The following is a 24,561-nucleotide window of genomic DNA, read 5'->3' on the forward strand; positions in this document are numbered from 1 at the left end:
GACCATAAAATTGATTTTTCGGGCGGCGTAAATCTGCTTTCCCTGTGGGAGGGGGCTTGCCCCCGATGAGGCCGTATCAGCCAGTGCATCGCTGACTGGCCCACCGCCATCGAGGGCAAGCCCCCTCCCACTCAAGACACCCTCTCCCCAACCACAACCCCCTCAAGCCACCACTGGGCCAGCTCCGCGACATTCGGCGCCTTGAGCAAGGTGAAGTGATTACCACCGCCGTGCCAAACCTGCAGACCACGCCCCTGCCCTCGCCACCCTTCGACCATCAGCCCCTGCTCGCGCTGGTTGCCCGCCGCATCCAGCGCAGGGTCGCGCGCCAGCACCAGGCGCACCACCCCTTCATACCGCGCCTGGGGTCGATACACCGTACGCAACGCCGCCGCATAGGTGCGCGCCGGCCCTGCCATGGCGTCCACCGCAGAGCGTGCCGGCAATAACCCGACACCGACCATCCCCGCATGCAACGCTTGGCGCTGCGCCAGCTCATCGCGCCCGGCAAAGTCCTGCGGATCGATCCCCAGGGATCTCCCGGCCGCCAACTGCATCGCTTCAATCAGCCGCAACAGCGCCGCCGTCGATGTGTACGGGCGCCCCACCACGCCGTTGCCGCCCGGCGACTCGCTGTCGATCACGGTCAACGACGCCACCTCACGGCCCATTGCCTGCAAGCGCAGCGCCATTTCCAGCGCGACCCAGCCACCAAACGAATGCCCGACCAGGTGCACCGGCCCCGCGGGACACTCATGGGTCAGTGCGGTCAGGTAACACTGCGCCGCCGCTTCCACCTGGCTATGGGGCACCGCTTCACCGTCCAGCCCGCGCGGTTGCAGGCCATACAACGGCCAGTCACGCCCGAGTGCCTCGCTCAAACCGACGAAACCGGTCACGCTGTCTCCCGCACCCGGCACACAGAACACCGGCGCATGCCCGGCTCGCCCACTCTGAATGCGCAACAGCGGTTGATGGTCTGGGCAACTGACCGGCGCAGCGGCCAGCAGCGCCTGCGTCATCGCCCGGCCCAGGCCCTGGATATGCGGGGCCTGCATCATGCTTTGGTGGTCACCCGGCACCGGTACCTGGCGCAACTGCCCCGGCGCCAGCGCCGTGTCCCAACCCAGCGCCGCACTGCGCCGGGACAGCTCGGTGGGCCGCTGCTCGGCACTGAATAAATGCACGGGGATCGGCAGCGGGAACAGGCTGTAATGGGCCAACGCATGCCCATGCCCGACTTCACGTTCGAGAAAACTCACGAGGTCCGCGTCCGCAGCCGCCGCCATTTGCGCGTATAGCAAACCTTGATCGCGACAGCGTTGCAGCAGGCCCGCAAAGTCCAGCTGTCCAAGGTTTGCCTCCAGTTGTTCCAGACTCGCCAGCTCATCCACCCCTCCCTGTGCTTTCCAATACGCTGTGCACTGCAGCAACAGATGCCGCTTGAGCGCGTGCGGCCCGCTCCAGCGCGCCTTGCCCTGGTCGGTCATGCGCGGTACGTAGCTGTCGATCAAGCCGAGAAAGGCCACCGGCTCATCGAGCCCCAGCAGTTGCATGGCCACTTCATAGGCCAGCACCCCGCCAAACGACCAGCCCGCAACGCGGTAAGGGCCATGGGGCTGAATGCCGCGGATCAGCCCGACCATGCGCGCCGCCAGGCCTTCCAGGGTAGTCAGATGCGCCTCGCCGAGCGGCACTCCCGGCAAGCCGTAGATGGGGTAATCGCCGGGCAAATGCTGGCCCAGCGCCGGGAAATAAACGTCCATGCCGCTGAATTCGTGCACGAGGAATAACGGCGCCTGCGTGCCGCTCTCCCGTACGGTGATCACCGAGGTATCGCGCACGGGCGCGTCGGTACGCTGACGCAGCAGCGCGGCGATGGCCGCCACGCTGACATGCTGGAACAGCTCGGCCAGCGACACCGGCAAACCGGCTTCGTCAAGCAGCGTGACCAGGCGAATCGCCAACAGCGAATGCCCACCCAGTTCGAAGAAGCTGTCGTGCCGCCCCACCTGCTCAAGCTTCAACACCTGCGCCCACAAGAGCGCCAGGCGCTGTTCCAGGGCGTCGATGGGCGCCTCGAACTCGCCGCTGGCGAGCGCGTCATACACCGGCACCGGCAAGGCTTTGCGGTCGACCTTGCCGTTGGCCGTCAGCGGCAGCCGGTCGAGGGGCACATAGGCCGATGGCCGCATGTATTCAGGCAGCTGCTCATGCAGGTGCGCGCGCACCCGGTCGAGGCCAACGGCGTCTGCGGCCCAGGTGAAATAGGCGACCAGGCGCTTGTCGCCCGGCACGTCTTCGCGCGCCAGCACCACCACGTCCTGGAGGCCCGAAAAAGTCGCCAGGCGCGCCTCGATCTCGCCCAGTTCGATGCGGAAACCGCGGATCTTTACCTGGTCATCGTTGCGCCCGAGGCACTCCAGCAGGCCGTCCGCCGTCCAGCGTCCAAGGTCGCCGGTGCGGTACAGCGATGCGCCTGGATTGAAGGGGTCCTGCACGAATTTTTCAGCGCTCAGTTCAGGCCGATTCAGGTAACCCTTGGCCACGCCGTCACCGCCGATGCAGATTTCACCGCTGACGCCCAGCGGCACCGGCTGCAACTGCGCATCCAGCACATGCACCTGGGTGTTGGCGATCGGCCGCCCGATCGGCACGCTGTCGGCCTCGTCAGCCAAGGCACGCACTTCATAGGTGGTGGCGTAGGTGGTGGTTTCGGTCGGGCCATAGCAATGCACCAGGCGCAATGCCGGTGCCTGCGCCAACAGGCTGCGGAACGCCGCCGGGTCGGCGCGCTCGCCCCCACACAGCAGGATGCGCAAGCCGGCCAGGGCCTGGGGGATCATCTGCACGTACTGGTTGAACAGCGCGGTGGTGACGAACAGCACCGTGGCGTCCTGCAGCGCCGCGCCGAACGCCAGCGGGTCGAGCAAGGTGGCATGGTCGATCACCTGCACCTGGCCGCCATTGAGCAACGGGCCCCAGACGTCCATGGTGCTGGCGTCGAACGCCGGGTTGGACGCGAAGGCCACGCGGTCACTGGCATTGAAGTCGGCGTAGCCGTTGTTGAGCACCAAACGCGTGATGCCGCGATGGGGCACCAACACGCCTTTGGGTGTGCCGGTGGAGCCGGAGGTGTACATGATGTAAGCCACGCTGTCCGAGGACTGCGACAGGTCGGGGTTATGGTTCGGTTGCGCAGCCAGCGTCAGGCGGTCCAGGTCCAGGCGCCGCGCCGCGAAGGCGAGCGCTGTATCGCTGTGGGTCAACAGCCAGGTCGCGCCGCTGTCGTGCTGCATGAAGCCTTGGCGCTCGGCGGGTGCGTGGATGTCCAGCGGCACATAGGCGGCGCCGGCCTTGAGGATCGCCAGTTGGCTGACCAGCAAATCCAGGCAGCGCGGCAGCAGGATCGTGACGTTGTCGCCGGGCAGCACCCCCAGGCCCATCAGGTGATGGGCCAACTGGTTGGCCCGCGTGTTCAGCTCGCCATAGCTCAGCCGCTGCGCGCCATGCATTGCCGCCAGCGCGTCGGGACGCGCCTGGGCCTGGGCTTCGAACAAACGCTGCACGGTGTGCTCGCGCCGGAAGGCACGGGCGGTGGCGTTGAAGTCCGACAGTTGCTGGCGCTCGGTCGCCGGCAACACCTGCACGCATCCGATGGCGATAGCACTGTGGCTTTCCAGCGCTTGCACCAGGTGCTCCAGGGCAACCTGCAGGTACGCACACAGACGCTCGGCGCCCGGCCCCACGGTCTTCAAGGTAAAGCCTTCACCGAGGTCGTCCACGCTCAATGACAGGCCGTAGTTGGTGTGTTCTTCGGCGTTGAGCAGCTCAATGCCTTGCCATGCCTGCGCAACGGTGCCCGTCTGCGGCGCGCTGTGACGGTAGTTGAACAGCACGTCGAACAACGCTGTGCTGGCGGGCACGCCGCTGCAACGTTGGGCCAGGGCCAACGGCGCATGCTCATGGCTGAGCAATTGACTCAGGCGCGCATGGGTGGCCCGCAGCGCACTGCGCACCGAGCGCTCGCCCAGGTCGATGCGCAGCGGCAAGGTGTTGATAAACACGCCCATGGCGCGCTCGGCACCTTCACCGCCCTGCAGGCGACCGAGCATTACCGTACCGAACACCACGTTTTCGCGCCCGCTGACCTTGCCCAGTACATGGCCCCACCCCAAGTGCATCAGGCTCGCCGCACTCACGCCCGCCTGACGGGCCTGCTCCCGCAGGCGCTGGCTCAAGCTCGGATCAAGCGTCAGTTGGGCGCGGTGCGCACCGTCGGTAATCTGCACCTGGGTCGGCTCGTCGATATCACCGAGCATCTCGCGGAAGAATGCCTCGTGGTCGCGGTCAATCAGGCAGGTCTGCGCCACATAGTTGCGATACGGCACTGCCGCACCCAGTTCGTCCTCGCGCCCCAACAGAAACGCCTGCATTTCATGCTGCAGAATCTCCAGCGCCACGTGGTCCATGACCAGATGATGGAACAGCAAGGTCGCGACCACGCGCTGCGCCTGCTCGCTGTACACCAGGCGCATCAGCGGCGCCTGGTCCAATTCCAGGCGCTGTGGCAGCGGCCCGCTTTCGACGCGCAGTGAAGCCTTGCGCCACACTACCTGCACCGGTTGCTCCAGGCCCTCCCAATGGAAGGAGGAGCGCAGGATGTCGTGCCGCTCGATCACCGCCTGCAACGCATGGGCAAACGCGTCCAGGCGCACACGGCTGTCGAACCCGAACTGCGCCTGCAGCACGTAGGCGTCGTCACCTTGAGCCGCCCGATGCTGATAGAGCATGCCCGCCTGCAACGGTGCCAGCGGGTAGATGTCCTGCACATTCGCCGCGCCGCCGGGGATGACGGCGACAATGCGCTCGATGGCAGGCGGGTCGAGCTTGATCAGCGTCAACATCGGTGGGGTGATCCGTACGCAGTCGGCCGCGATGCCATTGGCCGGCACCGCCACTTCACGCCCGCTACCGAGGGCTGCCGCCAACGCCGACAGCGTCGGCTGGCCGAACAGCACTTTCACGTCCGCCGCCAACCCCAGGCGCCGCATGCGCCCCATCAGGCTGACGGCCAACAACGAGTGCCCGCCCAGTTCGAAAAAGTTATCGTGGCGGCCGACCCGCTCCACATTCAGCAACTCGGCCCACAGGCTGGCCAGGGCGATTTCAGTGTCGCCCTGGGGCGCTTCATATTCGCGCAGCCTCTGCGCGTCCACGCCCGGTTCCGGCAGCGCCTTGCGCTCAAGCTTGCCGTTGGGGCTCAGCGGCAATGCCTCCAGGTACATGAAGATCGCTGGCACCATGAATTCCGGCAGGTGCTGCAACAGGTGCGCGCGCAAGGCGTCGATGTCGCAGCGCAAGCCGGTGTAATACGCCACCAGGCGCTGTTCGCGAGCAATCACCGCGGCTTCGTTCACCGCTGGGTAGTCCGTCAGGCGCGCCTGGATTTCCCCCAGCTCGATGCGCAGGCCACGGATTTTCACTTGGTCATCGTTGCGCCCCAGGTACTCGATAGTGCCGTCCGGCAAATAGCGTCCGACGTCACCGGTACGGTACATGCGCCCGGCCATGAAAGGGTCGTCGAGGAAGCGCTCGGCGGTCAGCTCGGGGCGGTTCAGATAGCCGCGCGCCACCTGCACGCCCGCGATGAACAGTTCGCCCACCACGCCCAGGGGCACCGGCTGCAACTGCGCATCCAGCAGGTACAAACGGGTATTGGCAATCGGCTTGCCAATCGGTGTGTTGTCCGGAGTCAGCGGGCCGCTGCAGTTCCAGGCCGTCACATCCACCGCCGCTTCGGTCGGGCCGTAGAGGTTGTATAACTGCGCGCCCGGTAGCTGCTGCTTGAAGCGCCGCACCAGGCTGCCCGGCAGGGCTTCGCCGCTGCACATCACGCGCAGCAGCCCGGCCGCTTGGCTGACGTCACCATGGGCCAGGAACACATCGAGCATCGAGGGTACGAAGTGCAGCGTAGTAATCCGCTCGGCTTCGATCAGCTCACACAGGTACTCAGGCTCCTTGTGCCCGCCCGGCCGCGCCATCACCAGGCGAGCGCCGGTGAACAGCGGCCAGAAAAACTCCCATACCGACACGTCGAAGCTGAACGGGGTTTTCTGCAGCACCGTATCAGCCGCGCCGAGCGCGTATTCGTCCTGCATCCACAGCAAGCGGTTGACCACCCCGGCGTGTTCGTTGATCACACCCTTGGGCTGGCCGGTGGAGCCAGAGGTGTAGATCACGTAAGCAGTCACGCTCGCCACGCCGGGGTTATGGATGGGCTGGTGGTGCCAACTCGGCTGGTCCAGATCGACCACCGCCACCTCGCCCAGCAAGCCGCGCGTGCTGCCCTGGGCCAGCACCACGCTCGGGGCGCTGTCGTGCAGCATGTAGGCCAGGCGTTCCAGCGGGTACGCCGGGTCCAGCGGCACATAGGCGGCGCCGGCCTTGAGGATCGCGTACAGGCCGATGACCATGTCCAGGCCGCGTTCTAGGCAAATCGCCACCCGCGCATCCGGCTGCACGCCCAGGGCAATCAGGTGGTGGGCCAACTGGTTGGCGCGTGCGTTCAGTTCGGCGTAGGTCAGTTGCTGCTCGCCGGCCTTCAGCGCAATGGCGTGCGGCGTGCGCAGCACCTGCGCTTCGAACAGGCTGTGCAGGGTCTGGTCGAGGTTGTAAGCCACGGCGGTGGCGTTGAAATCGAACAGCAGATGCTGACGTTCACGCTCATCCAGCAGCGGCACGTGCTCCAGCACCGCCTGGTCGTTATCGACCATGGCCTGCAACACCCGGGTGAAGTAACCGACATAACGCCGCACCGTCGACTCATCGAACAGCGCCACCGCGTACTCCAGTACACCGAGCAGCGTGCCCTGCACTTCGCCCAGGTTCAGCGACAGGTCGAACTTGGCGAAGTGGCTGTTCTCCACAATGCCTTCCAGGGCCAGGTCGCCCAGGGCCAGGGTGGGCGCGCTGCTGTCCTGCCAGCTGAACAAGGTTTGAAACAGCGGGCTGTGGGCAAGGCTGCGCGGTGGCCGGGTGATTTCCACCACCTGCTCGAACGGCAAATCCTGGTGGGCCTGCGCCGCCAGCGTCAGCGCCTTGACCCGCGCCAGCAGCGCTTCGCTGCTCAGCTCGCCGCTGGTGTCGATACGCACCGCCAGGGTGTTGACGAACAACCCGATCAGTCCTTCCACCTCGGTGCGCATGCGGTTGGCCACTGGCGAGCCGATCACCAGGTCGTGCTGCCCGGACAAGCGCGCCAGCAACGAGGCCCAGGCACTCATCAAGGTCATGTACAGGGTGGTGCCATGGCGTTGGCTCAAGGCCTTGAGCCCGGCGGTGAGGCGTTCATCCAGGCGCACTTCGACACTGCTGCCGGCGTAGTCCTGCTGCGCCGGACGCGGGCGGTCGGTGGGCAAGGTGAGCAAGACCGGCGCACCGGCCAGGGCCTGTTGCCAATAGGTGCTCTGGCGGTGCAGCACCTCGCCGCTCAACCACAGGCGTTGCCACACGGCAAAGTCAGCGTACTGGATCGGCAACGGCGGCAGCGGGTCGGCGTGGCCGTGGCTGAAGGCCTGGTACAGCGCCATCAGCTCGCGGGTGAGCACGCCCATGGACCAGCCATCGGAGACGATATGGTGCAGGGTCAGCAGCAGCACGTGGTGATCGTCGGCCATGACCACCAGGCGACCGCGCAGCAAGGGGCCGCGCTCGAGGTCGAACGGCGCCGAGGCCTCACCGTGGATCAGTGCGTCCAGCGCCTGCTGCGGTTGCGGGTGGCGGCGCAAGTCCTGCACTTGCAGCGCCAGCATGTCCTCGGCCGGCACGATCAGCACCTGGGCCTCGTCGCCATGTTGGGCGAAGCGACTGCGTAAGGTTTCATGCCGCGCGACAATGCGCGCCAGGGCACGCTGCAGCGCCTGCACATGCAGGTGCCCGCGCAAACGCAAGCCGATGGGAATGTTGTAGGCGGTGTTGGCGCCTTCCATCAATGCGAGGAACCACAAGCGCTGCTGGGCGAACGACAACGGCAGCTCGGCGTCACGATTGGCCGGCAGGATATCCGGCAAGGTGCTGCGGCCGGCGCGGGCCAACAGCTCGGCGACTGCCGCCAGTTCGGCGTTGGCGAACAGGTCGCCCAACACCAGCTCCACCCCCAGCCGCTGGCGCACCTGGGAGACCATGCGCATGGCCAGCAACGAATGCCCGCCCAGCTCGAAGAAATGATCGCGACGCCCGACCCGCGTCACCTGCAACACATCGGCCCAGATCTGGGCCAATACGCTTTCGATCTCGCCCAGCGGTGCCTCGTAGTCACGGCTGAACACCGCAGCACTGTCGGGTGCCGGCAGCGCCTTGCGGTCGAGCTTGCCGTTGGCGGTCAACGGCAGTGCGTCGAGTTTCATGAAGGCCGCCGGCACCATGTAGTCCGGCAGATGGACCACCAAGTGCGCCCGGATATCAGCGACCGCCAGCCCGTCGAGTTGCGGATTTTCGGTGAAATAGGCCACCAGCCGTTCTTCACGCACCAGCACCACCGCTTCGAGGATACCCGGCAGTTGATTGAGCTGGGTTTCGATCTCGCCCAGCTCGATGCGCATGCCACGGATCTTCACCTGGTCATCGTTGCGCCCCAGGTACTCGAGGTTGCCGTCGGGCAGCCAGCGCGCAAGGTCGCCGGTACGGTACATGCGCCCGCTGTTGAACGGGTCGCGCAGGAAACGCTCGGCGGTCAGCTCCGGGCGATTGAGGTAACCGCGGGCCACACCCGTGCCGCCCACATACAGCTCGCCCGCCACACCCAGCGGCACCGGGCGCTGCTGTTCGTCCAGCAGATAGACCCTGGCGTTGGCGATGGGTTTGCCGATGTGCAAGGGCTGGCCCGCCTCGACCTTGCCGGAGGTGGCGACCACCGTGGCTTCGGTGGGGCCGTAGTTGTTGATCAGCTCAAAGCGCTGCGCCCGCCCGAACTGGCGCAGGCGGTCACCGCCGATCAGCAGCGTGCGCAGGGTCGGGTGTTCGATGTTCTGGCTGAAGGCGTACTCGGCCACCGGCGTCGGCAGGAAACACAGGTCCAACGGTTGCGCGCACCACCAGGCGAGCAGCGCGTCGAGGTCTTCGGCGCCGTCGTGGGCCGGTGGCAGGTGCAAGGTGGCGCCTACGCACAGCGCCGGCCACACTTCCCAGGCCATCGCATCAAAGCCGAAACCGGCCACACTGGCGGTGTGCCGCCCGGCGCGCAGGTCGAAGGCGCTGCAATGCCAGTCCACCAGGTTGGCCACGGTGTGATGTTCCACCATCACCCCTTTGGGCAGGCCGGTGGAGCCAGAGGTGTAGATCACATAGGCCAGGTTCGACGGCGTGACAGCCACCTTGGGGTTGCTCGCCGAATGGTGCTGCCAGGTGTAGCGGTCAAGGTTGATCACCGGCACCTCAAGCGGCGGCAGGCGCTCGAGCAAGGCGTGCTGGGTGAGCACTGCCACCGGGGCGCTGTCGCTGAGCAGGTAGCTCAGGCGCTCGGCCGGATGGGAGGGGTCGACCGGTACATAACAGGCGCCGGCCTTGAGAATCGCCAGCAGCCCGGCCAGGGTGTCCAGGCCACGCCGCGCGACGATGGCCACGCGGTCATCGGGCTTGACCCCCAGCGCCAGCAGATGATGGGCCAGCAGGTTGGCTTGCTGATTGAGTTCGGCGTAGCTCAGCGTACGGTCCAGGCACACCGCCGCGATGGCATCCGGGGTGAGCGCGGCCTGGGCTTCGATGCGACCGTGCACGGTGGTGCCCTGGGGGAAGACCGCCTGGGTGGTGTTGAACTGCTCGAGCAACAGGCGTTGTTCGGCAACGGGCACCACCGGCAGTTGGTTGAGCGCGGTGTGCGGCGCCTGCTCCAGCGCGGTCACCAGGTGTTCCAGCGCGGTTTGCAGGTAGGCGCAGACCCGCTGCGGGTCGACGGCGGTGCTGGCGAGCAGGCTCAGGCCGAAGTCCTCGCCCAGGTCATCCACGCTCAGGGTCAGCGGATAGTTGGTGCGCTCTTCGGCCCGCAGCGCGGTGATGCCGTGCCACGCCGACACCGCCTCGGCACTGGCCGTCGCCGCACTGTGCCGGTAGTTGAGCAGCGCACTGAACAACGGTGTCGGCGCCACCACTGCGCTGCAGCGCTGGGCCAGGGCCAATGCCGCGTGTTCATGGCGCAATAACGTGGTGAGGCGTGCGTGGGTGGCCTTGACCCCGGTGCGTACGTCCTGGGTGTCCACATCCACACGAAACGGCAAGGTGTTGATGAAGATGCCCAGCGCGCGATCCGTGGCATGACTGCCCTGCATGCGCCCCATCAACACGGTGCCGAACACCACCTGGGCCTTGCCGGCCAACACCCCTAGCACCTGGGCCCAGCCCATATGAAACAGGCTGGCGGTACTCACCCCCAACTGCCGTGCCTGGGCGCGCAGGCGGCGCGAAAGCAGCGGCGCCAACGCCAGGCTGACCTCGGCAATGCCCCGCGCATCGCCCTGTACGTCCTGCAAGCCGAACGGCAAGGTCGGCTCGCTGATATCGCCGAGCATCTGCCGAAAGAAGCTTTCGTGTTCCTGCTCGCTGATGCCCAGCCGCGCCTGCGCCACGTAGTTGCGAAACGGCACCGCCTGGCCCAGCGCCGCGCCCTGGCCCAGCAGGCACGCCTGCATTTCATGGCACACCACTTCCAGCGCACTGTGGTCCAGCGCCATGTGGTGGAACAGCAAGGTGGCGACGATGCGCCCGTTGGCCGGGTCGTCGGCACGCACCAGGCGCAACAGCGGCGCCTGGGTCACGTCGAGGCGGTAGTGGCGCGCATCGAACAAGGCGTGCAATTGCGCGGCGATATCGCCGTCGGCCGGGTCCAGCATCAGCGCCTGCACCGGCAGGCGTGCCTGGCGCCATACCACTTGCGAGGGCTGCTCCAGGCCATCCCAGACCACGCCGGTACGCAGGATGTCATGGCGGTCCATCACTTGTTGCAGGGCCTGGGCAAAGGCGTCGAAACGCTCGAGGCTGTCGAAGGCGAACTGCGACTGCATCACATACGGGTCGCCCTGCTCGGCGCTGACGTGATGGAACAGAATACCTTCCTGCAATGGCGCCAGCGGGTAGATATCCTGAATATTCGACACACCGCCCGCGACCGTGGCGACGATACGTTCGATCTCGTCCTGACTCAGCGTGGAGAGGGTCAACATGGCCGGTGTGATGCGCTCGGCGCCCGGCGGGATGCCGTTGGCCGGCACCTGCACCTCACCGGCCTTGGTGGCCGAATAGTCACCGGCCTTGATCAGCTCGATCAGTGCCGGCTTGTGTTCGCGCAGCGCGGCGAGGATCGCCGGGTCGCTCAAGGCGTGCTTGTTGCCTAGCACCGACAACTGCTCGCCCTTGAGCGCCAGTTGCACGTCCTTGGTGTTCAGGGTTGCCAGCAGCTCAAGGATGTTCACAGGACGATCTCCATTCGTTCGGTCATTGCGGCGTAGCCGGCCAGGGTCGGCTGTTCGAACAACCCCCGCACGTCGGCTTCCATGCCTTCCTGGCGCAAGCGCCCGATCAAGCTCACGGCGAGCAGCGAGTGCCCGCCCAGTTCAAAGAAGTTGTCATGCCGCCCTACCCGTTCCACCTTCAGCAGCTCGGCCCAGAGCTGGGCCAGCAGGATTTCGGTGTCGCCTTCGGGCGCCTCATACTCGCGCACACTCAACGCCGCCATGTTTGGTGCCGGCAGTGCCTTGCGGTCCAGCTTGCCGTTGGGGCTCAGGGGCAAGGCCTCAAGGTGCACGAACACGGCGGGCACCATAAAGTCCGGCAGGTGCTGCAACAGTTGGTCGCGCAGCGCGTCGATGGCGGTTGCCACGCCGGTGTAATAGGCCACCAGGCGCTCTTCGCGGGCCACGACCACCGCATCCTTGACCGCCGGATGCTCGACCAGGCGCGCCTGGATTTCCCCCAGTTCGATACGCAAGCCGCGGATCTTCACCTGATCATCGTTGCGGCCCAGGTACTCGATATTGCCATCGGGCAAATAGCGCCCGAGGTCACCGGTGCGGTACATCCGCCCCTGGTTGAACGGGTCCTTGAGGAAGCGTTCAGCGGTGAGTTGCGCACGGTTGAGGTAACCGCGCGCCACTTGCACGCCAGCAATGAACAGCTCGCCCACCACGCCCAGCGGCACGGGCTGCAACTGCTCATCCAGCACGTACAGGCGCGTGTTGGCAATCGGCTTGCCGATGGGGGTGTTGTCCGGCACGTCAGTGCGTGCGCAGTTCCATGCGGTCACGTCCACCGCGGCTTCGGTCGGGCCATACAGGTTGTACAGACCGATGCCCGGCAGTTGCTGTTTGAAGCGCCGCACCAGGCTGCCCGGCAACGCTTCACCGCTGCACATCACGCGCAATAGCCCTGCCGCCTGGCTGACGTCGCCGTGGGCCAGGAACACGTCGAGCATCGACGGTACAAAATGCAGCGTGGTGATCCGCTCGGCTTCGATCACCTCACACAGGTACTCAGGCTCCTTGTGCCCGCCCGGACGCGCCATCACCAGGCGCGCACCGGTCATCAGCGGCCAGAAGAACTCCCACACCGACACGTCGAAGCTGAACGGGGTTTTCTGCAACACCGCGTCATGCGCCTTGAGGCCATAGGCGTCCTGCATCCACAGCAGACGGTTGACCACCCCGGCGTGTTCATTGATCACGCCTTTGGGCTGGCCGGTGGAACCGGAGGTGTAGATCACGTAGGCCTGATGCCGGGCCGTGAGGCCAGGGACCTGTGGGTTGCTCGCAGGCTGGTGTTGCCAAGTGTCGTGGTCCAGGTCGATGACCGGCACAGCGCCCAGCCAGTCACGGGTAGCGCCCTGGGTGAGCACCACCACCGGCGCGCTGTCCTGCAGCATGTAGGCCAGGCGCTCCTGCGGGTACGCCGGGTCCAGCGGCACGTAACCGCCGCCGGCCTTGAGGATGGCCAACAGGCCGATGACCATCTCCAGGCCACGCTCCAGGCAGATACCCACCCGCGCATCCGGCTGTACGCCATGCTCGCGCAAGTGATGGGCCAGGCGGTTGGCGCGTTCGTTGAGCTGTTGGTAGGTGAGTTGCCGCTCGCCGGCTTTCACCGCGACGGCATCCGGTGAGCGGCTGACCTGGGCTTCGAACATTCCATGCAGGGTCTGCTCGAGGTTGTAGTTCACCTCGGTGGCATTGAACTCGACCAGTATTTTGTGCCGTTCTTCGGCGCCCAGCACCGGCAGGCGATTCAACGCCTGCTGCGGCGCCTGCTCGAGTGCCTGAACCAGGCCGGCCAAGGCGTTCTGCATGTACCCGCAGACCCGTCGCGCATCCACCCGCGCCAGGGCGGTGACGTGGTAACCGTCGCCCAAATCATCCACGTTCAAGGTCAGCGGGTAGTTGGTGCGCCCGTCATTGACCAGGGTCTGCATGCCTTCCCAGGCGAGCTGCGCATCCGCCGAGCGGGTGGCGGAACCGCGATGGCGATAGTTGAGCATCGAACTGAACAGCGGCGCCGGGGCCGCCACCCCGCTGCAACGCTGGGCCAAAGCCAGGGACGCGTGCTCATGCCCGAGCAAGGCGCTCAGTCGCGCATGGGTGGCGCGCACCGCCTCGCGGGCGCCTTGGGCGTCGATGTCCAGGCGCAGCGGCAGGGTATTGATAAACACCCCAAGAGCGCGGTCGGCGCCCTCGCCGCCCTGCAAGCGCCCCACCAGCACGGTGCCGAACACCACGCTGTGGCGCCCCGAGGTGGCGGCAAGCACTTGGCCCCAGGCCAGGTGGAACAGGCTGGCGCTGCTGACCCCCAGCAAGCGGGCCTGGGCGCGCAGGCGCCGGTTCAGTTCACCGTCCAGGTGCAGGGTGTGTTCTTCGATGGCGTTACCGTCACCGCGCACGTCCTGCAGGCCGAACGGCAAGGTGGGTTCGTCGACGTCGCCGAGCATGTCGCGAAAGAACGCTTCATGTTCCTGCTCACTCACGCCCAACCGCGCCTGGGCCACATAGTTGCGGTACGGCATCGGTGCGGCGGCCGGTGCGGCGCGGCCCAGCAGGTAGCCCTGCATTTCGCGCAGTACGACGTCGAACGCGGTGTGGTCGAGAGCGATATGGTGGTAGAGCAATACCGCCACCACACGCTGGTTGGCCGGATCGCGCGCATGGATCAGGCGGATCAGCGGCGCCTGGCTGATATCCAGGCGATAACGGCGCGCGTCAAAACGCTGATGCAAGCCGGCGAGCACGTCACCGTGCAACTGCAACGCCTGCACGCTCAGTTGAGCCTGGCGCCACACCACTTGCAACGGGTGCACCAGGCCCTCCCAGACGATGCCGGTGCGCAGGATGTCATGGCGGTCGATCACCTGTTGCAACGCCTGGGCAAAGGCTTGCAGACGCTCGACGCTGTCGAAGGCCAGGTGTGATTGCAACAGGTACGGGTCGCCCTGCTCAGCGGTGAGGTAGTGGTAGAGAATGCCTTCCTGCAACGGCGCCAGCGGGTAGATGTCCTGCACGTTGGCGGCGCCGCCCGGCACCTGGGCGATTACCTGATCGAGCGTCGATTGCGCCAGCGTGACCAAGGGCAGCATGTCGACGGTGATGCGTTGGCAACCGGCAGGGATGCGGTTGGGCGGCACCTGCACTTCGCGTCCGCTGCCGACGGCGGCCGCCAGCGCGGCCAGGGTCGGCTGGCTGAACAGCACGCGCACATCGGCGCTCAGGCCCACCTGGCGCATGCGCTCGATCAGGCTGACGGCCAGCAACGAATGCCCGCCCAGCTCGAAGAAGTGGTCATGCCGGCCGACCTGCTGCACCTGCAACACCTCGGACCAGATCTGCGCCAGGCGGGTTTCCACCTCGCCCTGGGGCGCTTCATAGTCACGGGTCAGCAGCGCCGCCTGGTCGGGCGCCGGCAGGGCCTTGCGGTCCAGCTTGCCGTTGGCGGTCAGGGGCAAGGCCGCCAGTTTCACGTAGGCCACCGGCACCAGCGCCTCGGGCAACTGCGCTTGCAACTGGGTACGCAGCGTTTCGATCGACAGCGGTTGGCGCTCGGTGAACCAGGCGATCAAGCGCCCATCGCGCACCAGCACCACCGCTTCCGCCACGCCGTCGAGGGCCGCGAGGCGGCTTTCGATTTCGCCCAGCTCAACGCGCACCCCGCGCAGTTTGACTTGGTCGTCGTTACGCCCCAGGTACTCAAGGTTGCCATCGGGCAGCCAACGCACCCGGTCGCCGGTGCGGTACATGCGCCCAGGGTTGAACGGGTCTTGCAGGAAGCGCTCGGCGGTCAATTGCGGGCGGTTCAGGTAACCGCGCGCCACGCCGCGCCCGCCCACATACAATTCACCGGCTACGCCTACCGGCACCGGGCGCAAGTGGGCGTCCAGCACATAACTGGTGGCGTTGGCGATGGGCCGGCCGATATGCAAAGGCTGCCCGGCACGCACACGGCCGGAGGTAGCGACCACCGTGGCTTCGGTGGGGCCGTAGTTATTGACCAGCGCAAAACGCCGTTCCTGGGTGAACTGGCGCAGGCGGTCGCCGCCCACCAGTAGCATGCGCAAGGTGGGGTGTTGCAGGTCCAGGCTGAACGCATACTCGGCCACCGGGGTGGGCAGGAAGCTCACGTCCAGCGGCTGCGCCAGCCACCAGGCCAGCAGTTCATCGATGTTTTCATTGCCCACGCGGGTGGGCGGCAGGTGCAGCGTCGCGCCCACGCACAACGCCGGCCAGACTTCCCAGGCCATCGCATCGAACCCGAACCCCGCAACGCTGCTGGTATGGCTGGCCGCTCTCAGGCCAAAGGCTTCGCAGTGCCAGTGCACCAGGTTTTCCACGCTGCGATGTTCCACCATCACGCCCTTGGGCTGGCCGGTGGAGCCGGAGGTGTAGATCACGTAGGCCAGATGCGCCGGGGTCAATGCATCCAGTTGCGGGTTGCTCACGGCGTGGCGCTGCCAGCCGGGATCGTGCAGATCGATGCTGGCGACGGCGCCGAGCAGGTCTTGTGTGCAGGCCTGCGAGAGCACCGCGACCGGTGCGCTGTCCTGCAGCAGAAAGGCAATCCGTTCGGCCGGGTACGCCGGGTCAATCGGCACATAACCGGCGCCGGCCTTGAGAATCCCCAACAGCCCCACCAGCATCTGCGGGCCGCGACGGCAGCAGATCGCCACACGGTCATCCGGCTGCACGCCAAGCGCCAGCAGGTGATGCGCCAGCTGGTTGGCGCGTTGATTGAGCTGTTGGTAGGTCAGCGTTGCACTGCCCTGCCTCATCGCGATGGCATGGGGCTGACGCTCGACCTGCACCTCGAAGGCGCCGTGCAGGGTGTGCCCACGCGGGAAGTCATGGGCGGTGGCGTTGAATTCGCGCAGCAGCGTGTCATGCTCCGTCGCCGGCAGAATCGGCAGATGGTTCAGGCGGGTGTTCGGCGCGCTTTCCAGGGCGCCAACCAGTTGCGCCACGGCGTTGTGCATGTAGTCGCACAACCGCTGGGCGCCGATCTGCGGCACGGCCAGCACCGCCAGCGCGAAGCCCTCACTCAGGTCATCCACGCTCAAGGTCAGTGGATAGTTGCTGCGCTCTTCACCACCGAGCAACTGCACGCCCTCCCAGATCCCGTGGCCGTCGCGCGCCATTTCGTCGGGGCTGCTGTGGCGGTAGTTGAGCAAGGCGCTGAACAACGGTGTGGACGTCGCCACCCCACTGCAACGCTGGGCCAGGGCCAGCGAGGCATGTTCATGCCCGAGCAAGGCGCTCAAGCGTGCATGGGTGGCTTTGACCGCGTCGGCGGCACCGGCGGCCACATCGACCCGCAGCGGCAAGGTGTTGATAAACATGCCCAGGGCGCGGTCCGCACCATCGCCGGCCTGCATGCGCCCCATCAGGACGGTGCCGAACACCACATCATCGCGCCCGGACACCAGCCCCAGTACCTGCGCCCAGGCCAGGTGCATCAGGCTGGCTGCGCTGACACCCAACTGGCGTGCCTGCTCACGCACCCGCTGGGCCAGCTCGACCGGCAACGGCAACTCAGCTTCTTCGATGGCGCTGCCATCGCCCTGCACATCCTGCAGGCCGAACGGCAACGTGGGCTCGTCGACATCGGCGAGCAAGGCGCGGAAGAATTGCTCATGTTCGGCAACACTGACCCCCAGGCGCGCCTGGGCCACGTAATTGCGAAAGGGCGCGGCCTCGGGCAAGTCATCGGCCTGCTCCAGCATGAACGCACGCATCTCCTGGCCGACCACGGCCATGGCGGTATGGTCCAGTGCGAGGTGATGGAACAGCAGGATTGCCACGACCCGCTGATGGGCCGGGTCCTGGGCGTAGACCATGCGCAGCAGCGGCGCCTGGGTGATGTCCAGGCGGTAGTGGCGCGCATCGAAGCGTGCGTGCAGTTGCTCAATGATGCCGCCATCGGCCGGGTCCAGGCTGACTTCCTGTACGACCAGCTGCGCCTGGCGCCAGACCACCTGCACCGGGCTGTCCAGGCCCTCCCAGACCACCCCGGTGCGCAGGATGTCGTGGCGGGCCACCACCTGTTGCAGCGCGCCCATGAAACCCTGCAGGCGCTCGAGACTGTCGAAGGCCATGCGTGATTGCAGCAGGTACGGGTCGCCCTCTTCGGCGCTGATGTGGTGGTAGAGAATGCCTTCCTGCAACGGCGCCAGCGGGTAGATGTCCTGCACATTCGCCGCACCGCCCGGCACGTTGGCGACGATGCGTTCGATGGCGACCGCGTCGAGTTGCACCAGGCTGAGCATGGACGGTGTGATGTGGGTGCAGCCCACCGGGATGCCATTGGCCGGCACCACGATCTCGCGACCGCTGCCCACCGCCGCCGCCAGCGCCGCCAGGGTCGGTTGGCTGAACAGCACGCGCACATCGGCGCTCAGGCCGACGCGGCGCATGCGCTCGATCAGGCTGACCGCCAGCAACGAATGCCCGCCCAGCTCGAAGAAATGATCATGGCGACCGACGCGCTCGAGCTTGAGCACGTCCTGCCAGATCTGCGCCAGCAAGGTTTCCACCGCGCCTTGCGGCGCCTCGTAGCCACGGCTGAGCAGGGCTTGCGGATCCGGCGCGGGCAAGGCCTTGCGGTCGAGCTTGCCGTTGTTGGTCAAGGGCAGACTGTCCAGCGGCATATAGGCCGACGGCAGCATGTAATCCGGCAACTGGCCCTGCAGGTGGGCGTGCACGTAATCGATGCCCAGCGCAGCGTCAGCCCAGGTGAAATAGGCGACCAGGCGCTTGTCCCCCGGCGCGTCTTCCCGGGCCAGCACCGCAACCTCCTGGATGCCGGGGCAACTCGCCAGGCGCGCCTCGACCTCGCCCAGTTCGATACGGAAGCCACGGATTTTCACTTGGTCGTCATTGCGTCCAAGGCACTCGAGCAAGCCGTCCGCCGACCAGCGCCCCAGGTCACCGGTGCGGTACATCAAGGCGTGGGGCTGCTCGGAAAACGGGTCATGCACAAACTTTTCGGCGGTCAGGTCCGGGCGGTTCAGGTAGCCCTTGGCAACCCCATCGCCACCGATGCAGATTTCGCCAGTGATTCCCAGCGGCACCGGTTGCAACTGCGCGTCCAGCACATACACCTGCGTATTGGAAATGGGCCGCCCCACCGGCACGCTCTGCGCGTCATCGGGCAGTGCACGTACTTCGTAAGTGGTGGCGTAAGTGGTGGTTTCAGTCGGGCCGTAGCAATGCACCAGGCGCAGCGCCGGCGCCTGGGCCAGCAGGCTGCGGAAGGCGTCCGGGTCGGCACGCTCGCCGCCGCACAACAGGATGCGCAGGCCGGCCAGTGCATCGGGGATCAGTTGCACATACTGGTTGAACAGCGCGGTGGTGACGAACAGCACCGTGGCGCCCTTAAGCGCGGCGCCGAACGCCTGTGGGTCGAGCACGGTGGCGTGGTCGATCACCTGCACCTGCCCACCGTTGAGCAGCGCGCCCCACACGTCCATGGTGCTGGCGTCGAACGCCGGGTTGGACGCGAAAGCCACGCGATCCTGGGCATTGAAGTCGGCGTAGCCGTTATTGATCACCAGCCGGACAATGCCGCGATGGGGCACCAGTACGCCTTTGGGCGTGCCGGTGGAGCCGGAGGTGTACATGATGTAGGCCACGCTGTCGGCAGCCTGCGCCAGCGCGGGATTGCTCGTCGGTAGCCCTTCCAGGTTGAGCCCGGCCAGGTCGTCGAGCACCTGGCGTGCACCGCTGTCGCGCACCATGAACTCGCGGCGTTCGGCCGGCGCGTTGACGTCCAGCGGCACGTACACCGCCGCGCACTTGAGCACGGCCAACTGGCTGACCACCAGGTCGATGGAACGCGGCAGCGCCAGGGCCACCGACTCGCCAGGTTGCACGCCCAGGCTGATCAGGTGATGCGCCAGGCGATTGGCGCGGCGATTGAGGTCGCGGTAACTCAGGGACAGGTTGCCGTGCACCACCGCCACCGCTTCAGGCCGTGCCAGCGCCTGGGCTTCGAACAGTTGCACCACGCCCAGATGCGCCGGGTAGTCATGGCCGCTGTCGTTGAATTCCACCAGCAGCTGCCGGCGCTCTGCCGGCGGGACGATCGACAGCGCCTGCAGCGCGGTGGTAGGCGCCTGTTGCAGCGCCGTCACCAACTGGCGCAGCGCGGTGAGCATGTACTCAGCCACGCGCTGCGCATCCAGGGTGGCGACGCCTTGCACGGTGAGGGCAAAGCCGGTGCCCAGGTCATCGACGTTGAGCACCAGCGGGTAGTTGCTGCGCTCCTGGGAGCTGAGCACCTGGATACCGGACGCGGCGAACGGGCTGTCGCCCGGCGCTTGATCCGCTGCGCTGTGGCGATAGTTGAGCAAGGTACTGAACAACGGCAACGCAGCCGGTACGCCGCTGCAGCGCTGAGCCAGGGACAACGAGGCATGTTCGTGACCGAGCAATTGCGCCAGCCGTGCGTGGGTGGCGCGCACACCGGCCTGTACCCCCGTGGCGCCAAGACTGACGCGCAGTGGCAAGGTGTTGATGAACATCCCCAGCGCCCGATCCGCGCCCTCGCCGCCCTGCATGCGCCCCAGCAGCACGGTGCCGAACACCACATCCGGCTGGCCGGAAACCTGGCTCAGCACCTGGGCCCAGGCCAGGTGCACCAGGCTCGCGGTGCTGACGCCCAACTGCCGCGCTTGTTCGCGCAGCGCCAGGCTGAGCCCCGACTCCAGCGGCAGGTGCGCTTCGACGATACCGCTGCCGTCGCCATTCACATCCTGCAAGCCGAAGGCCAGGGTCGGCTCGTCGATATCGCCAAGCATCTGGCTGAAGAACGCTTCATGCTGCGCCTGGCTCACACCGAGACGCGCCTGGGCCACGTAGTTGCGGTACTGCACCGCATCGGGCAGTTGCGCGCTGCTGCCGGACAGGCTGGCGCTCATTTCTTGCACCAGCACGTGCAGAGCGGTGTGGTCGAGCAGGATATGGTGCAGCAGCAGGATGCCGACCAGGCGGCCCGGTTGCTGGGCAGGGTCTTGGGCATGATCTTGTGAATACGCCAGACGCATCAGCGAGGCGCGTGACAGGTCCAGGCGATAATGACGCGGATCGAAGCGCTGCTGCAGATCAGCCAGGGCATTGTCGCCCGTGGCGTCGACACGTTCGACCGCCAGCGGCGCCTGGCGCAGCACCACTTGCACCGGCTCATCCAGGCCCTCCCAGAGGATCGCGGTGCGCAGGATGTCATTACGCTCGATCACGCTGTGCAGCGCCTGGATAAAGCCGTCCACGGCGGCCTGGTCAGCAAAGCTGAACTGCACCTGCAACACGTAGGGGTCGCCCTCTGCGGTCGCCAGGTGGTGGTAGAGAATCCCCGCCTGCAACGGCGCCAGGCCGTAGATATCCTGCACATTGGCAATGCCGCCGGGCACCGCCTGGATGATGTGGTCGATAGCGGCCTGATCCAGTTCCACCAGCGGCAGCATGCCCGGTGTGATGGCTTCACTGTGTTCTGCAATGAGATTGGCCGGCACCTGCACTTCGTGCTGCCCGCCCACCGCCGCCGCCAGCGCGGCCAACGTCGGCTGGCCGAACAGCACGCGCACGTCGGCGCTCAGGTCCACCTGGCGCATGCGTTCGATCAGCTTGACCGCCAACAGGGAGTGGCCGCCGAGTTCGAAGAAATTGTCCTCGCGCCCTACCCGCTCGACGTTGAGCACGTCCTGCCAGAGCGCGGCGATGGCGGTTTCCACTGCGCCTTGCGGTGCTGCGTAAGCGCGCCGGGCCAGCGCGTCGGCATCGGGCGCGGGCAACGCCTTGCGGTCGAGTTTGCCGTTGGTGGTCAGCGGGAACCGCTCCAGCAGCACGAACGCACCGGGCACCATGTAGTCGGCCAGGCTCAGCAGCAGATGCTCGCGCAGGGCGGCAGCACTGGGCGCGCCGTCAGCAATCACGTAGGCCACCAGGCGTTTTTCGCCTGGTGTGTCTTCGCGGGCGATCACCAGCGCGTCGCGCACACCGTCGGCAGTGGCCAGGTGCGCCTGGATTTCACCGAGTTCGATACGGAAACCGCGGATCTTCACCTGGTCGTCGTTGCGCCCCAGGTACTCGACGCTGCCGTCAGCCCGCAGCCGCCCGAGGTCGCCGGTCTTGTACATGCGCAGGCCCGTGGCCGGGTCGGGCAGGAAGCGTTCGGCGTTGAGGGCGTCCCGGTTGAGATAACCGCGCGCCACGCCGGCGCCGCCCACGTACAGCTCACCGACCACACCGAACGGCAACGGCTCGCGCTGCTCATCCAGCACGTACAGCTGCAGGTCCGGAATGCGCACGCCAATCGGGCTCACGCCGACCAACTGCGCATCGGCCGCTTCCAGCGCGCGGTACGTCACGTGCACGGTGGTTTCGGTGATGCCGTACATGTTCACCAGTTGCGTACCGGCGTTCACCGCCCGCGCATACCACGGCTTGAGCATGCCGGGTTCGAGGGCCTCGCCGCCGAAAATCACCTGGCGCAACGAATGCGCCTGGTCGCTGTTGCCCTGAGCCGCGATCAACTGGCGGAACGCACTCGGCGTCTGGTTGAGGATGCTCACCGAGGCGTCGCACAGCAGCCGGTAACACTCATCCGGTGAACGACTGACCCGTTGCGGCACGATCAGCAACTGGCCGCCGTGCATCAGCGCGCCCCAGATTTCCCACACGGAAAAGTCGAACGCGAAGGAATGGAACAGCGCCCACACGTCGTGCTGGTTGAAACCGAACCAGTGCTGGGTGGCGCTGAACAGGCGCGCCACCTGGCGGTGCTCGATCATCACGCCCTTGGGTTGGCCGGTGGAGCCGGAGGTGTAGATGACATAGGCGAGGTTGGCCGGACTCAGGTGCAGCCGTGGGTTGACGATGGCCTGATCGTGCAGGGCGTCGAGGTCGATCTGCGCCAGGTCGCCGACCAGGTGCCGGGTATCGGCCTGCACCAGCACCGCCACCGGCGCGCTGTCGCCCAGGGTGTAGGCGATGCGTTCCAGCGGGTAAGCCGGGTCGATCGGCACATAACCTGCACCGGCCTTGAGGATGCCGAGCAGGCCGATGATCATCTGCGGGCCGCGCTCCACGCAGATCGCCACGCGCGCATCGGGGCGCACGCCCTGGGCCAGCAGCGCATGGGCGACCTGGTTGGCGCGTGCGTTGAGTTCTCGGTAGGTCAGGCTTCGCTGTTCGAAGCGCAAGGCGATGGCGTCGGGCTGGGCGGCGGCGTGCTGTTCAACGTGCTCGTGGATCAGTGCGGTGTCGGCGTAATGCGTGGCGCTTTGGTTGAGGCTATGCAAAAGGGTGTGGCGTTCGAGGTCGGGCAGGATGTTCAGGCCGCGAAGCGGCATGTCCGGTCGCTGCTCAAGGGCCTCGGCCAGGCTTTCCAGTGCCGTGTGCAGGTAGCTGGCGACCCGTTGCGCGCTGATGGACGCATCGACCATCACCGTCAGCGCAAAGTCTTCGCCCAGGTCATCGACGTTGACGGTCAGCGGGTAGTTGGTGCGCTCCTCGGCGCCCAGCACCTGAATGCCTTCGGCCACTTCAATTACCGCGTGCATGTCGGTGGCGGCGCTGTGGCGGTAGTTGAGCATCGCACTGAACAGCGGCGTCGGTGCCGCCACCCCGCTGCAGCGCTGGGCCAGCGCCAGGGAGGCGTGCTCGTGATCGAGCAACGCGGTGAGCCGTTCGTGAGTGGCCTGGATCGCGGCGCGCACGCCTTGCCCGCCCACATCCACGCGCAGCGGCAAGGTGTTGATGAACATGCCCAACGCACGCTCACCGCCCTCGCCCGCGCCCATGCGGCCGAGCATCACGGTGCCGAACACCACCGACTCGCGGCCGGACACCACCCCGAGCACGCGGGCCAGCGCCAGGTGCATCAGGCTGGCGACACCCACGCCCAGCGGGCGCGCCAGGCTGCGCAGGCGCAGGCTGAGGGCGTGGTCCACCGGGATGCGCGCCTCATCGATGCCCAGGCCATCGCCCTGCACGTCCTGCAGGCCGAAGGGCAACGTCGGTTCGTCAATGTCGGCGAGCATGTCGCGAAAGAACGCTTCATGCGCCTGCTCGCTGACACCGTGGCGCACCTGGGCGATATAGCTGCGAAACGCCACCGGCTGTGCGGCCAGGGCCTGCTGGCCGGCCAGATACAGCTGGATCTCTTCGCGCACCCCGTCGAGGGCGGTGTGGTCGAGGATGGTGTGGTGGAACAGCAGCATCGCCACCACGCGCTGGTTGGCCGGGTCGTCGGCGAACACCAGGCGCAGCAACGGCGCCTGGCCCAGGTCCATGCGATAGGTACGCGCGTCGTAGCGCGCAAGCAACTGGGCCAGGCGGTCGGCGCCGTCCAGCTGCGCCTCTTCACAGACCAGGGTTGCCTTGCGCCACACCACTTGCAGCGGCTCGTCGAGGCGCTCCCAGGCCATCGACGTGCGCAGGATGTCGTGACGGTCGATGACCCATTGCAGCGCTTGGGTGAAGCTGTGCAGACGGGCGCGGCTGTCGAACACGAACTGCGCGTGCAGCACGTAGGGATCACCCTGCTGCGCCGAAAGATGGTGGTAGAGCATGCCTTCCTGGAGCGGCGCCAGCGGGTAGATATCCTGCACATTCGCCGCACCGCCGGGGATCGCCGCGACGATACGGTCGATGGCCGGCTGGTCGAGGCTGACCAGCGGCAGCATATCCGGGGTGATGCGATAGGCCGGGCTCGACCAGTCGCCACCCTGCGCCGCGACCCACTCAAGCAGTTGGGGTTTGTGCACGATCAGTTGATCCCACAGCGCGTCATCCAGCGCTTGGTCATCGCCCAGGACGATCAGGTCGCCGTCTTCAGTTTGCAGACGGATCGCATGGGTGGAGATCGCTGCCAGTAATTCGCTGAACTGCATGGGGAAACCTGCCTGATATGTCACGGTTGAAGAGAATGTCCGTATTCAGTTGCCGCTAGGATCGGCGCAGCCGGGGGCCTGGAGAGGCTTCCCGACAGGCTTGGAAAATTAAGGGATTTGTGCGGCGGGGGGTGACATGGGAAGCGGGGACA

General features: G+C 66.5%; 2 protein-coding genes. Both read right to left on the reverse strand.

The window, feature by feature from the left end; all coding sequences use genetic code 11:
- Positions 1-131: 131 nt before the first annotated feature.
- Entirely contained in the window at positions 132-11,465 is an 11,334-nt protein-coding gene (locus C4J94_RS15835; protein WP_124387047.1) for a non-ribosomal peptide synthetase, read from the reverse strand.
- Entirely contained in the window at positions 11,462-24,409 is a 12,948-nt protein-coding gene (locus C4J94_RS15840; RefSeq protein WP_124387048.1) for a non-ribosomal peptide synthetase, read from the reverse strand. Before C4J94_RS15840 ends, C4J94_RS15835 begins: the two co-directional genes overlap by 4 nt.
- Positions 24,410-24,561: the final 152 nt, after the last annotated feature.

Source organism: Pseudomonas sp. R5-89-07, from assembly GCF_003851685.1.
Lineage (GTDB): Bacteria > Pseudomonadota > Gammaproteobacteria > Pseudomonadales > Pseudomonadaceae > Aquipseudomonas.